The 12,509-nt window shown below is 43.0% G+C and carries 17 protein-coding genes; 4 read left to right on the forward strand and 13 right to left on the reverse strand.

Going from position 1 to position 12,509, the window contains the following annotated elements:
* Window positions 1-2 precede the first annotated feature (2 nt).
* From NYE68_RS16910 to mnhG, 3 genes are read left to right on the forward strand one after another with little or no spacing between them, the layout of a single operon-like run.
* A complete protein-coding gene (locus NYE68_RS16910; RefSeq protein ID WP_017419419.1) occupies window positions 3-479 on the forward strand; it encodes a Na+/H+ antiporter subunit E in 477 nt (158 codons plus the stop codon).
* Window positions 479-763 carry a Na(+)/H(+) antiporter subunit F1 gene (locus tag NYE68_RS16915; RefSeq protein WP_012118311.1) on the forward strand — a complete coding sequence of 95 codons (285 nt, stop codon included), beginning with the start codon at window positions 479-481 and terminating at the stop codon, window positions 761-763. Before NYE68_RS16910 ends, NYE68_RS16915 begins: the two co-directional genes overlap by 1 nt.
* Window positions 747-1,121, forward strand: a complete 375-nt coding sequence (gene mnhG, locus NYE68_RS16920) for a monovalent cation/H(+) antiporter subunit G (protein WP_003152056.1) — start codon at window positions 747-749, stop codon at window positions 1,119-1,121. The genes NYE68_RS16915 and mnhG overlap by 17 nt, the downstream gene beginning before the upstream one ends.
* A 39-nt stretch (window positions 1,122-1,160) precedes the next feature.
* Here mnhG and NYE68_RS16925 read toward each other — a convergent pair whose 3' ends face one another.
* The 6 genes from NYE68_RS16925 to degQ all read right to left on the reverse strand — a co-directional run bounded on the left by NYE68_RS16925 (window position 1,161) and on the right by degQ (window position 5,974).
* Window positions 1,161-1,544, reverse strand: a complete 384-nt coding sequence (locus NYE68_RS16925) for a hotdog fold thioesterase (protein ID WP_014418761.1) — start codon at window positions 1,542-1,544, stop codon at window positions 1,161-1,163.
* A gap of 21 nt (window positions 1,545-1,565) precedes the next feature.
* A complete protein-coding gene (locus NYE68_RS16930; protein WP_003152052.1) occupies window positions 1,566-2,210 on the reverse strand; it encodes a response regulator transcription factor in 645 nt (214 codons plus the stop codon).
* 80 nt (window positions 2,211-2,290) lie between these two features.
* Window positions 2,291-4,597 (reverse strand): sensor histidine kinase, encoded by a 2,307-nt coding sequence (locus NYE68_RS16935; protein ID WP_324636435.1) that lies wholly within the window; start codon window positions 4,595-4,597, stop codon window positions 2,291-2,293.
* An 18-nt stretch (window positions 4,598-4,615) separates the two neighbouring features.
* Window positions 4,616-4,792, reverse strand: coding sequence for a competence pheromone ComX (comX, locus tag NYE68_RS16940; protein ID WP_015240484.1), 177 nt, complete (start codon window positions 4,790-4,792; stop codon window positions 4,616-4,618).
* Window positions 4,793-4,806: 14 nt separating this feature from the next.
* Window positions 4,807-5,682 (reverse strand): polyprenyl synthetase family protein, encoded by an 876-nt coding sequence (locus NYE68_RS16945; RefSeq protein WP_122504180.1) that lies wholly within the window; start codon window positions 5,680-5,682, stop codon window positions 4,807-4,809.
* Between the two features lie 151 nt (window positions 5,683-5,833).
* Window positions 5,834-5,974 carry a degradation enzyme regulation protein DegQ gene (gene degQ / locus NYE68_RS16950; protein ID WP_003152043.1) on the reverse strand — a complete coding sequence of 47 codons (141 nt, stop codon included), beginning with the start codon at window positions 5,972-5,974 and terminating at the stop codon, window positions 5,834-5,836.
* A gap of 462 nt (window positions 5,975-6,436) precedes the next feature.
* Between degQ and NYE68_RS16955 the strand changes: the two genes are divergently transcribed.
* On the forward strand, window positions 6,437-6,778 hold the full coding sequence (locus NYE68_RS16955) for a hypothetical protein (RefSeq protein ID WP_007408677.1): 342 nt from the start codon (window positions 6,437-6,439) through the stop codon (window positions 6,776-6,778).
* 6 nt (window positions 6,779-6,784) lie between these two features.
* On the opposite strand, the gene NYE68_RS16960 is transcribed toward NYE68_RS16955, so the two are convergent.
* From NYE68_RS16960 to NYE68_RS16990, 7 genes are all read right to left on the reverse strand, one after another.
* Complete coding sequence (locus tag NYE68_RS16960) at window positions 6,785-8,008, reverse strand: EAL and HDOD domain-containing protein (protein WP_007408678.1); 1,224 nt, start codon at window positions 8,006-8,008, stop codon at window positions 6,785-6,787.
* 129 nt (window positions 8,009-8,137) lie between these two features.
* Window positions 8,138-9,604 carry a nicotinate phosphoribosyltransferase gene (locus NYE68_RS16965; protein ID WP_015418109.1) on the reverse strand — a complete coding sequence of 489 codons (1,467 nt, stop codon included), beginning with the start codon at window positions 9,602-9,604 and terminating at the stop codon, window positions 8,138-8,140.
* A gap of 17 nt (window positions 9,605-9,621) precedes the next feature.
* On the reverse strand, window positions 9,622-10,173 hold the full coding sequence (locus NYE68_RS16970) for an isochorismatase family cysteine hydrolase (RefSeq protein WP_324636434.1): 552 nt from the start codon (window positions 10,171-10,173) through the stop codon (window positions 9,622-9,624).
* Between the two features lie 96 nt (window positions 10,174-10,269).
* Window positions 10,270-10,668 carry a DUF1694 domain-containing protein gene (locus NYE68_RS16975; RefSeq protein ID WP_003152031.1) on the reverse strand — a complete coding sequence of 133 codons (399 nt, stop codon included), beginning with the start codon at window positions 10,666-10,668 and terminating at the stop codon, window positions 10,270-10,272.
* Between the two features lie 65 nt (window positions 10,669-10,733).
* Window positions 10,734-10,982, reverse strand: a complete 249-nt coding sequence (locus NYE68_RS16980) for a YueH family protein (RefSeq protein ID WP_003152028.1) — start codon at window positions 10,980-10,982, stop codon at window positions 10,734-10,736.
* Between the two features lie 72 nt (window positions 10,983-11,054).
* A complete protein-coding gene (locus NYE68_RS16985; RefSeq protein ID WP_007408682.1) occupies window positions 11,055-11,276 on the reverse strand; it encodes a spore germination protein in 222 nt (73 codons plus the stop codon).
* Window positions 11,277-11,337: 61 nt separating this feature from the next.
* Window positions 11,338-12,444 (reverse strand): AI-2E family transporter, encoded by a 1,107-nt coding sequence (locus NYE68_RS16990; RefSeq protein ID WP_015418110.1) that lies wholly within the window; start codon window positions 12,442-12,444, stop codon window positions 11,338-11,340.
* Window positions 12,445-12,509 lie beyond the last annotated feature (65 nt).

Raw genomic sequence — 12,509 nt, forward strand, 5'->3', positions numbered from 1 at the left:
GCATGGCTTTTCAACTATTATTAAATGTTCTTCTCGCTGTTTGCTGGATGTTTCTCACAAACAGCCTCAGCGCGGCGGGTTTTTTGACCGGATTTATCGCGGGCTTGGCGGCGCTGTTTTTTTTCCGGCGCTTCTTCTCGCGGCCGTTTTACATTTGGAAAATATGGTCGGTCATCAAACTGATGCTGATCTTTATAAAAGAATTATATTTGGCCAATGTCAGCGTGCTGAAAACCGTTATATCGCCGAAACTGAACATCCGCCCGGGCATTTTCGCGTTTAAGACGGAATTGACGGAGGATTGGGAGATCACGCTGCTCTCGCTGTTAATCACTTTAACACCGGGTACGCTCGTGATGGATATCTCCGATGACCGGTCGATTCTCTATATACACGCCATGGACATTGAAGATGCGGAGAAAGCGATCCATGACATCCGCGTCTCTTTTGAGAAAGCCATTCAGGAGGTGAGCCGCTGATGTTTACGTTTATTCTGCAATTATCACTCGGCATTATGGCAGTTTCGACTCTTCTGTACGTCATTCGCGTCATAAAAGGGCCTACGATACCGGACCGGGTCGTCGCGCTTGATGGGATCGGCATTAATCTGATTGCCATGACCGCGCTTGTATCCATTCTCTTAAACACATCGGCCTTTTTGGACATCATTCTGCTGCTCGGCATTTTATCGTTTATCGGCACGATTGCCTTTGCTAAGTTTTTGGAGAAAGGAGAGATTATCGAAAATGATCGAAATCGTTAAATGGGCCGTCGCCGTTTGTATTCTGATGGGATCGCTGATCTGCCTGGTCGCGTCTTTCGGCACACTCAGGCTTCCTGATGTGTATACGCGCGCCCACGCCTCTTCAAAAGGCTCGACACTCGGCGTTAATTTGGTATTGCTCGGGGTGTTAGGCTACTTGTGGATGCTGACCGGAGAAATTTCTGTAAAAATACTGCTCGGCATCATTTTTATCCTGCTGACGGCGCCGGTCGGAGCGCACCTCATATGCAGGGCCGCGTACAATTCGGGAGCGGCGCTTGATAAAAGAAGCGTTCAGGATGATTACAAAGGGATCAGAAACTTTGTGATCAAACGAAAAGAAGATTCATATTTGTAAAAACAAACAGCCGGACGATTCAGGGTTCCGGCTGTTTGTTTATTTTGTTATAACAGCCAGTGTGCAGCGGGAAACACAGATCAGCCTTTCCCGTTCATCGAAAATGTTAATCTCGTACACAATGGTTGCCCTGCCTGTGTGAACGGGTTTCGCAATCGCTGTGACCGTCCCGCCCTCTTTCACGGATTTCAAATGATTGGCATTAATCTCAAGCCCGACACACGCCTGTTTCGACCTGTCGATAAAATGCTGGGCCCCGACACTTGCAACAGTCTCCGCCAGCGCTGCTGACGCGCCACCATGCAGATATCCGAAAGGCTGCACCGTCCTCTTATCCACCGGCATCACCGCCACGCATCTCTCCGGCGTATTTTCAGTGATTTCAATACCGAGTGCGCCGAGCAATGTATTGTTCAGATTCATAGGTCATTCTCCCTTCAAGATTTATAGTACGTTATCTGACTTGGCGATCAGCACCGCTTCAGTGCGGGAGCCGACATTCAGCTTGTTAAAAATGGATGTCAGGCTGTATTCAATTGACCGCTTGCTTAAGTGAAGCGCATCTGCGATTTCCTGATTGGTCAAACCTTTTTCGACCTCTTGGAGAATATGGCGCTCTCTCGGGGTTAACCGATCCTGCTCACTTTGAGGGGAAGAAGACGTTTTTGTTTTTTGCTGGGTCATCAGCTGTTTGAAATAGGAGAAATCAACTAAAATCTGTCCGTTGAGCACGTGATATATGTATTGCATGATTTTCTCTTTAGATTCGGTTTTGCTGATGGCGCCATGCAGGCCCGCACGGATGGATTCTTCAAAATAATCTTCAACCTCATAGCCTGTGTAGACAATGATTTTACAGAGAGGATTCTCTTTTAAGATTTTCTTGGAAAGCTCTATGCCGCTGATGTCATCACCCAGATTTAAATCCATTAATATGAGATCGTAAGCTGAAAAATCATGCCGGAGAACGAATTGTTCACTGGCATCAGGACTGAGGCAATCGACAGAAAGATTCGTGTCCGTTTCCAGAATCGTCTTGGTGCCCTCCATGACAGCCGGATGATCATCAATCACTAGTATCTTTTTCATGGTTTCCTCCCTTTTACTCACTCATTTCCATTTTATTAAAAAGACTTGGCTTCTGCCAAGTCGATTTGGTGATAAATTGGTTACAATTCCATTTCAATATCTACTTTAAAACCGTTTCCTTCACTTGTGTCGATTTTCATCCGTCCGTCAAGCGCCCGGACACGCTCCTTAATACCCGAAAGACCCATGCTCATCGACTGCCCGCCGCCTTCTTCCTGATTGCATCCGACACCGTCGTCTTCATAATGCAGAATCACTTTATTTTGAATGCTGATCAGCATAATCAGCACCTCATTCGCCTTTGAATGCTTCATGGCGTTCGAAAGAAATTCCTGAATGATGCGGTACAAATTCAGCTGCGTATCCAAATCCAGCGCCGCCGTAAACCGGCCCGTATTCAGACGGATATGAAACGGCGCACGCTCCTGCTGCTGCGCGGCAAGCTTGGATACCGCCTTGACCAGACCCAAATCATACAGCAGCTGAGGACGCAGCTCATGGCACGTCTCCCGGGTCATCAAAATGACATCCGACATCTGCTCATTCATCTGATGAAGCTTGTCCTGCACCTCTAACTGGCAAGGCTCCTCTTTCTTAAAATCGGCCAGAAACAGCTCACACTGGCGCTTCAAAGAAATCAAGTCCTGCAGCACTGAATCATGCAGATCACGGGCCAAATCCGACCGCTGCTTTTCCTCGATCGTAAACATCAGCTTTTTGAGCCAGACCGGGTTTGAGCCTTGTTGCTTTAGATCTTGTAAATGGTTCATGAGTTCTTCGATCTGCAATATGTTTTCCATCGAAACACTTGTATAAAAAGACAATGTCTTTAACCAAGATATCTCATCTCTTGTCAGTCTTGGAGTATTAATGCTCGACAAACAAAGCAGAACGTATGAGTTTGCCCCTCTTTCTCCAATCTTCATCAGAAAACCTTGATTTACTTCAATAATCTTGCCAATCTCTGATGTGACTTTAACAAATTCTTTTTTATACGGCTGCCAGTTCGGTTCACTGTTCTGTTTATCAAAATACAGAATGTCTCCGTCAGAATTGATTTCAAATATATAAGCTTTACTAACAGGCAAGACGTCCAAAATAGTCTTTTTCAAATTCATAAACACTTGATTTAAAGCTGATACGCTTTTAAGAAGCTGTGTATATTTATAAATGCTGTCTTGATAATTATATTTTTCTGAAAAACGTTTCAGGCGGAATTTGTAGTCTAATAACTCCTTAATATAAAATACCGCTAAAAAAATCAAAAATACATATACAGTGATTTGAATAATGTTAAAGTTATTCCCCTTGCTGTCGAATAATATATTCAGCCAAACAACTCCAATAGTCGGAACAATGGAAAGGAAACCATAGTACCTGATTCTGCCTAACAAAAAATCTATATCATAGATTTTATTGACCACGAATTGGTAGACTAACGCTAACGGAATAATAATTATAAACGGTGACGTCACTATAGCAGAATAAATATACCGTCCGAACAATACCTCAGGTATAATATAAAAAACTGTAAAAGGGAAAAAAGCTATGGTGTTAGATATAAGTAACACTTTCAACAAATAAAAGTGATCCTTTTTTCTATAGACTAGTCCATAAAAAATAATAACCGTGTAAACAACCATCATTTCCAAAAAAAATGTTCCTAAATTAATATTCGTAACAAGTTGAAAAGCAAAATGGTTTTGGAATATCTCAATTATTATATTAATAACCGGCAAAATATATAAAGCAGACACAACATAACCAGATGAAAACTTTATTTTTAATTCTTTAAAATATTGATAAAGAAAGTGATAGTATAGTACAGGTACATTCAAAAACGTAAAAAGGTTAATATATCTGTTTATTTCATACCCTCTAGTTACTCCACCTGCGCTTAAATAAGCAATAGATGTAAATAATAAAAAGATAATTAAAATATAGGCTGAATAAGTATCTTTTACTCTGTTAACTTTATAAATGTAAAAAATACACAACAAGCTTAAAGCAAACAATATGCACGGGATAATATAAATAAAAAAGCTATAAGAGCTGTTCAAGGAAATAAATTCCGTATTATGTAGGTCTATTTTATGGTTATCCCTTATAATTTTCATATGTTCAGCTTTCGCTAGATATTGACCTTTTATATTCTCTTCTGTCGGTATTTTTCCGCTTATTTCAATTATCCTGTCTCCCTCTTTTAAGCCCATATATTTACCATACGTAGACTTGGAGAGTTTTACAACCTGTAATTCATGGTTATTGTTTTCAACCACATAGGTTCCTACCAAAATTCCGTTTTGAGTAAAATATATAATATGAGCAACGTAAAAGAGACTGACGAATAACAATACAATCGAAAAATTTCTAATGAATTTTTTCAATAAATCTCACTCTCTCAATCATTGTTCCCAAAAAATTCCCCTACATCTTTTTGATTGACTTAAATCTCTTTCAAAAATCTCAACAATGGCAGGTAACAGTTTATCCGGAACTCCTATTAAACTAGCTTCCCCACACGCTAACTTTGTAAGTACAAGTGGATTTTCCATAAGATAATGTACGATATCTTGCTTCACTGTAATTTCCTCCGTTAAAGTTCTAACATTATATTTAAATCTTTTATACTTGTCATAATTTCTTCCTCGTACATTTTAATTAACATTGAAATATACTGGCTAACTCCTGCATCAAATAGCAGGTCTTCAAAGCTTTTTTTATTATCAATGAGGAATGAATGATAACTTGCTTCTGCATTCATTAAATCCAAGATTTTTTCTGAAGCAGCATTAAATCTTCGCTTTAGATACAACAGAATTAATGTTTTTCTTCCCTTTTTGATATCACTACGATTTTTATTAAAAAGACCATAATAATCATTTTCAATCTGTTTAACAATTCCAATTTTATAAGAATAATTCTCAATTTCTTCGTGAAACTCCCCATTTGCAAGCATTGTTCCTAATACAGCTGACATTGCAGTAAGCGAGCCTGATTTTTGCTTAATCATTTGAAGACATTCATCTTCAGTTTCAGGAAAATTTCTCAGATCATTATGCTGACCTTGCATTGCATTTAAGGCATATTTCATAGCAAACCGGGGAAAATCGGAGTTCGTTTTAAGCTCACAAATCACTTGAAGACTTATTGAATAAAGAGAAGTGGCTGCATTTAATGAGATAGATTGATCTACCTTCATCCATTCCTTATCCAAGTTATCTTCATCCTCTATATCGTCAAAAATATCAAAAGCTAAAATTAACAATTCAATTCCTGAAGCTAATAACGTAATATCCGAATAATGTTTGCCATCGAAAGCCATATAATGCTTAAATGCAAGAACGCCAAAAGCAAAATTATTTTTTTCATTTATAAAAGTCTGAAGAGTGTCTTTTAAATGTGGATTGTTTATTTTCTCCCTAACAATTTCCTTCATCTTCTCTTTAATCGTTTCGGCATCTAAACACATTTGCTCAATAATTGTCTTCACCCTCCCATTCTATTTTACTAAATGCAGGTGATGAAAGACAGCAGGTTTTTCGTTTTTTAACAATCGTATAATACTTTATCCACGAAATGGATAAAAAATGCACAAAAAAAAGACTTGTTTCCAAGTCTTTTTAAGAAATTTTCATTGCATATGAGAATTTATCGAGCTGATCAATGCTTTTGTTAATGTTTCGTAATGAGTCGGTTGTTTCTCTGATATCATTTTCAAGTCGGAATAATAATTGCTTTACTTCTTCTAATTTGTTTTCCACCGTTTCCACACTCCTTTTTTTGAAAGATCAATGAATTGTGTATGGTGAACGAGTCCTAGGTATTTGATCTGTTACTAATAGTGTAAACGTTTTTGCGGGATTTTTCACCGAAAAGTATGTGTAAAAGTATCTGCGTGACACCGCAAACCGTGGTAATTCTATAGTCCCGAATGGAGCATTTAGCGAACAGGACTATATAACTACCAGAAAGGCAGACGTTTAGGATGAAGCAGACCAATCTGGCGGTTCTGCTGTTTTTTTAACGGTTTTCCGACAAACCGGAAAGGACTATAGTCCCTGCCGTCGCAATTTCAAAACAGAATGGGCGAACAGCGTCGCATAACCACCGACAAACACCGAAAAGACCGCAACCCCCGCATTGTGGTCTTTTTGCATGTCATAACTCGTTATCATGCCGCCTATACTCTATAACGAATGTTTTCTCAGGAAGGAGGCCGCCGTATGCATTATGTGTATCCATGCTGTCCTGTTTTCGCCGCGCCATACCGGCATCCTGCGCCCAGTGCCCCGGTTCACGCAGATATTTTGACAGCGTCCGCAAAAGAGGCTGCGGGCATGCTGGAGGATGCGCGCCTGCTCCTTGCGCGGCTGTCGGCGTCAAAAGAGCTTGCGCGCCGTATTCTCACCGCAGCGCAATCATCTGACACCGCAGCGGTCAAGCGGCTCATTAAGCAGACCGGCATCAAAAATGACTTTGACGTGACGTATAATCCCGACGGCATCCGTGTCAGTCTGATCAGAGAGCAAAGCCGGTTTACCATCGCCCTCAGGTGGTCGGCTTAAAGCGGCTCAATCCACGATCAGCTGCCGGCACCATTCGATCGCCTGTAAGTAACATTCATACGCTTCTTCTTTGTTCAGTTCTTTTCCCCACTCGTCACAGTCCCAGTTGTTGCATTCAATGGCTTTGACGAACGCGAGCATCTTATAATAATCGTTTTCATAACCGAGCAGCGCCTGTCCGACTTCATCGATTAAAGGCAGTTCTTTGATGATATCCTCCAGCTCCCGGTGGAGAAGCGTATCGATGAGCGAAAACATGCCGATCAGCATGTAAGAAGAGGGCTGGGGCCTTCCGGTTCTTTTCGCCAGCAGTTCGCACAGTTTGGCCCTGATTAAGGAAATCTTAATGATTTCTTTTTGGCTTGAATGGCTTTTCGCCGTTAAATCTCTGAATGAAAGAATGTAAATCAAGCGCTTAATCTCATTCAGCCCAAGCATCATGATGGCCTGCTGGATGCTGTCTATCTTTTTTTTCAGCCTTGTTTGCGATCCGTTTAAAAAACGCAGAATCTGATACGATAAGCTGACGTCCCGCTCTATGTATTCCGTCACGCGCTGTATATTGGGCTGGTCATTGTTTAATTCGCTTAAAAGCTGGTAGTAAGAATGAAAATGAAACGTCAGATCATTTCCGCTGATGACACGCGGTTCACTGAAAAAATATCCTTGAAACAGGTGAAAGCCGTCTATGGCCGCCTGTTTATAATCTTTTCTCGTCTCCACTTTCTCCGCTAAATAAATCAGACTTTTACAGCTGTACGTCTGAATGATTTTTTTGCGCTCCAGACGCGAGGATTGCAAAAAGTCGATTTTTAAAATATCAATATATTTCATCAGCTGTTCCACTAACTCTTCATTTTCCGGATTGATGGCGTAAAAATCATCAAGTGCTAATGTATATCCTAATTTCTTCAGCTGTCTGCATCTTGAGATGAGTGCCGGAGTGATCGGTATGTCCTCAAGAATTTCGATAATAAGCTGGTCAGGATCAAAGGAGGTAGGGAGATCTGAAAACATCAGGCTTTCTGTAAAATTCACAAAGCAGCGTTTCCCCTCAGTCAGCTTTTCGATTCCGATGTTGATAAAGCTGTTAATAATGAGATCCGTCGTAGCTTTATCTCCATCAGCGGCCGAATAACGGTTCTCTTCGCTCTCCCGGTAAAGAAGTTCATAAGCAACAACCTGTTCGTTTCTGTTGAAGATAGGCTGTCTCGCAACAAACACCTTCATTCATTTACCCCCTTAGATGCGGCCTTCGAACATAAGTATATCAAATAACTTGACGAAATTTGTCTAAATGTGAAAAATATTATCACAACAAAAAGGCCTTTCCAGAGAAAGGAAAGGCCGCTTTGTCTTCTATTCAAGTTCCCGTTTCAGCTTGCTTTTGATTTCATGAATCCGCTGCATCTTGTTGCTCCAGCAGTCTTCGCTTAAATCGACCGGATATTCTTCCGGCTTGCTGATCCGTTTGTATTCCTCCCACAGAAGTTTGAGGTTATCCTGCACGTATTGCTGGATGTCGGTAATTTCGGGATTATCATAGCATAAAACGCCGTTTTCAAAGATCGGCTCATGCAGGTCTTTCGCATAGAAATCAGTGACGAATTTGCTGACGAACGTGTGGACGGGATGGAACATTTTTAAGCGTTTCTGATCATTTACCCGCTCGTCATAAAGCGCGATATAATCACCTTCCGAGTGGTGATTCAGCTTGTTGATAATCCGGTATACTCTCTTTCTTCCCGGCGTTGTCACTTTTTCAGGGTTTGACGAAATTTTAATGGTGTCGGTCAGTTTGCCGTCCTCTTCAATGGCGACAAGCTTGTAAACCGCGCCGAGAGCCGGCTGATCGTATGCGGTAATCAGCTTCGTGCCGATGCCCCACGTATCGATTTTCGCTCCTTGCGATTTCAGATTTAATATCGTGTGCTCATCAAGATCGCTTGAAGCAATGACCTTTGCGTCTGTGAAACCCGCTTCATCAAGCATTTCACGCGCTTTTTTTGACAGGTACGCCAAGTCCCCGCTGTCCAGGCGGATGCCGATGAAGTTGATCCGGTCGCCGAATTCCTTTGCGACTTTAATCGCATTCGGCATGCCTGAACGGATCGTATCGTACGTATCTACGAGAAACACGCAGTCTTTGTGGGTCTCCGCATATTTCTTAAATGCCGTATATTCATCGCGGTACGCTTGTACGAGCGCATGAGCGTGCGTGCCGGATACGGGTATATTAAAACGCTTTCCGGCTCTTACATTACTCGTCGCGCTGAAGCCGCCGATCAAAGCCGCTCTCGCTCCCCACATGGCCGCATCCATTTCATGGGCGCGCCGCGTTCCGAATTCGAGGGCGTCTTCGTCACCGACAACGCCTTTAATGCGGGCCGCTTTCGTGGCGATTAATGTTTGGTAATTCACAATGTTAAGCAGAGCCGTCTCAATCAGCTGGGCTTCGATCAGGGGCGCTTCGACCCGCATAATCGGTTCGTTGTTAAAAACGAGCTCGCCTTCTTTCATGCTGTAAAGAGATCCGGTAAAAGAAAGATCCCGTAAATACTCAATGAAATCATCAGCATAGTGCAATTCCGTTTTTAAATAATTCAGATCGCTGTCGGTAAATTTGAAGTTCTCCAAGTATTCGATTGCTTTTTCTAAGCCCGCAAATACCGCATAGCCGTTTTCAAAGGGAAGCTTTCTGAAAAAAAGCTCAAAAATCGCTTTTTTCTCATGAATGCCGTCTCTCCAGTACGTTTCGGCCATATTAATTTGATAAAGATCTGTATGTAAAGACAAACTGTCGTCTTTAAAACCATGCTCCACCAAAATTGTTTTCCCCTTCCTTACTCTGCCACTTGCGCTCCGATGCTGTTCTTAAAATGGGACAGGGCCCATTCATGCCCTTCCGGATTAAAGCTGGCCACAGCGTTTTGATGAATGACAATCTGAAAGCCCTTGTTGTAGGCGTCAACCGCCGTGTGAAGAACGCAGATGTCCGTGCACAGGCCCGCAAGATGCAGCTCAGTGATCTGCCGTTCCCGCAGTTTCAGCTCTAAATCCGTTCCCGCAAAAGCAGAATATCTCGTTTTTTCCATATAATTTACGTTTTTTGCGTGTTTATGTTTCTCATAAAGAGGCGATAGCCTTCCGTACAGCTCTTTGCCCTCCGTGCCGTTGATATTATGCGGAGGAAACAGGCGTGTCTCGGGATGAAAGTCATCGTCTGCATCATGCGAATCAACCGCAAAGACAACGTAATCACCGTTTTCTATAAATGCTTGCATCAAACTGACAATCGTATCTTCAATCTGTCTCGCGGGTTCTCCGCAGGTTAATGCCCCGTTCTCTGCTGCAAAATCATTCGTATAATCAATGCATATAAATGCTTTTTTCATAGCCGGCCTCCCCGCCATTCATATGAAAACCATTATATCCTATCTCCACTTGTAAGTGAATTGGCATTGTAAAATGACAAACGGTGTTTTGCCCTTTTAAGATTTCAGGAGTGAGCGCTGAAAAATGTCATCCTGTACGTAAATGCCGTCAAGGTTCACGGCATAATCGGCGGCAAAAACCAGGCCGAGCGGCGTTTCGAATTGAAGATCCGATATGACGGAGCTTCGGACACCGGCAAGTGCGGCAAGCTTCATATATGGTGAATAAGCATGATACGGGAGCCTTCCGTTTATATAGAGCACCGCGTCTTTTCGGCTTTTCAGCGCCTGTTTCACTTCTTCATACGGCTGCTTTTGCAGCACCTGCCCCTTCGTCAGGGCAATGATGACTCTTTCACGCAGCGAGCCTAAAAATAAATGGCGTTCATCCGGTTTCGTCTGCAGAGGGCCGTACATCCCCTGCTGTAAATAAAGATCAACCGTTTTGTCGCTCATCGGCCTGTCCCTCCTCAGCTTGTTTTACAATTATCTCCCCGGACGGGACGCGGTAAACCGCTTCGTTACATTTCAGCCACCCAATGGGAGATCTTGCCGGCGAGCTCTCCGGCGGGTTCTTCTTCAATCAGCTTGCTGAATGATTGTAAAAGCCGCTGCGCCAGCGCCTTTTTCTCTTCCTCATAGGAAATGATCGTGCTCCACTCAAGTTCCGGAACGGCTACAAGGGTATGCTGTTCTTTTTTATTTTCATGCAGATATACATCACCGATCATTCCGGACTGCACGGTAATATTCGCTTTTCTGATTTTCATAAAAAATTCCCCTTTAATAAAGACTGATTCTATTATACTACAAAAAAGCGACAGCCTCCTAAAAGGAGGCTGTCACGCGTTAAACCAATCAGGTTCGTCAAACACATCGATGTCTTCAAAGCGCGTTTTGCTGAATTTATTAGTGACTTTGACAAAATCTCCGGAATGAAACGCCCCTGCCCCCGCGCCTGAGTGGTCAACGGCTTTGGGAGAAATGGCAAACACGTCACCGAAGCTCGCCGCAGCGTCTCCGGCTAAACTCATAATATAAATCGGTCCCACAATTGCAGGCATACCCACACCTCCGCTTTTCTTTACAGCATTTTATGCGCTGCATCGGGAGTTGTGCCCGTTTTTATTTCGGCTTGCGGCTGTCTTCGAGCTTTGACCGCTGACGAAGTTTGATAAGCCGGACGATATTTAAGACAAAAGCTTTTAAAACCGCGTAAACCGGCACGGCCAGAATCATTGCGAGAATGCCGCCGAAACTGCCCGCTCCGATAAGCAGAAGAATAATGGTGAGCGGGTGGGTATTGAGCCGTTTCCCAATCACAAGCGGAGAAAGCAGGTTCCCGTCAAGCTGCTGGACGACAACGACAACAATAACGGCAAACAGCGCCTTAGCCGGCGAATCCATAAACGCGATAATCACCGCGGGCGCCGCCCCGAGAAACGGCCCCAGGTACGGAATGATATTGGTGACGGCGATCACCATCCCGAGAATTAACGCATACTGCAGGCCGATGATCCAATATCCGATAAAGCATGCCGTTCCGACAAAGAGACAAATCAGCAGCTGGCCTTGGAAATAGGCGGCCAATGTGACATATAAGTCATTAAATATTTTCCGACCTTCCGCCCGGTAGGAAGTAGGCAGGATTTTAACCGCCAAGAGCGGAAACCGCCGGCCGTCCTTCAGCATATAAAACAAAATGAACGGAACGGTGATCACGACAAGCGTGATATTCGTAACGACGCCGAACACGGCCGACAGGCTTGCCGTAATATTTTGCGGGAGGCTTTGTAAAAATCCCGTCAGAGACTGCTGGATTTTTTCTATCGACACATAATCCTGCGTCATCATCCACGTAAACCATTTGGAATGGGATAATTGCGCCGTCAAGACTTGAATCTGATGAATGTAATCAGGGAAATTGTTAATCAGCCCCGTGACCTGGGAAGCCACAATCGGTCCGATGGCGGTGAACATAAAGGCAATCAGGCCGATGAAAACGAGATAAATGAGCAGGATCGCCAATGTCCGGGGGATTTTTTTCTCAAGCAGGCGTACGATCGGATTAAAAATGAAAAACAAAATGCCCGAGATCAAAATCGGAAAAAACAGCGTGGTGATAAAACCGAAAAACGGCTGAAAAATAAACGAAACTTTCGTTGATACGTAAATAATGAGCAAAACGAGCAAAATTTGCAGCGTCCAAAAATGGACCTTTGATTTCAACAAGCGGTTTCCTCCTATTGTCATGTGAACTTGTACTGTGATTGTACCAAAAAAAGCCGCCGTGCATC

The organism is Bacillus sp. FSL R5-0447, assembly GCF_038606125.1.
GTDB lineage: Bacteria > Bacillota > Bacilli > Bacillales > Bacillaceae > Bacillus > Bacillus velezensis.

Bases quoted from the DNA above. Each gene is read 5' to 3' on its own strand.
- NYE68_RS16910 (WP_017419419.1), top strand. From the start codon at position 3: ATGGCTTTTCAACTATTATTAAATGTTCTTCTCGCTGTTTGCTGGATG.
- NYE68_RS16915 (WP_012118311.1), top strand. From the start codon at position 479: ATGTTTACGTTTATTCTGCAATTATCACTCGGCATTATGGCAGTTTCG.
- mnhG (WP_003152056.1), top strand. From the start codon at position 747: ATGATCGAAATCGTTAAATGGGCCGTCGCCGTTTGTATTCTGATGGGA.
- NYE68_RS16925 (WP_014418761.1), bottom strand. From the start codon at position 1,544: ATGAATCTGAACAATACATTGCTCGGCGCACTCGGTATTGAAATCACT.
- NYE68_RS16930 (WP_003152052.1), bottom strand. From the start codon at position 2,210: ATGAAAAAGATACTAGTGATTGATGATCATCCGGCTGTCATGGAGGGC.
- NYE68_RS16945 (WP_122504180.1), bottom strand. From the start codon at position 5,682: ATGTGTTTAGATGCCGAAACGATTAAAGAGAAGATGAAGGAAATTGTT.
- NYE68_RS16955 (WP_007408677.1), top strand. From the start codon at position 6,437: ATGCATTATGTGTATCCATGCTGTCCTGTTTTCGCCGCGCCATACCGG.
- NYE68_RS16960 (WP_007408678.1), bottom strand. From the start codon at position 8,008: ATGAAGGTGTTTGTTGCGAGACAGCCTATCTTCAACAGAAACGAACAG.
- NYE68_RS16970 (WP_324636434.1), bottom strand. From the start codon at position 10,173: ATGAAAAAAGCATTTATATGCATTGATTATACGAATGATTTTGCAGCA.
- NYE68_RS16975 (WP_003152031.1), bottom strand. From the start codon at position 10,668: ATGAGCGACAAAACGGTTGATCTTTATTTACAGCAGGGGATGTACGGC.
- NYE68_RS16980 (WP_003152028.1), bottom strand. From the start codon at position 10,982: ATGAAAATCAGAAAAGCGAATATTACCGTGCAGTCCGGAATGATCGGT.
- NYE68_RS16985 (WP_007408682.1), bottom strand. From the start codon at position 11,276: ATGCCTGCAATTGTGGGACCGATTTATATTATGAGTTTAGCCGGAGAC.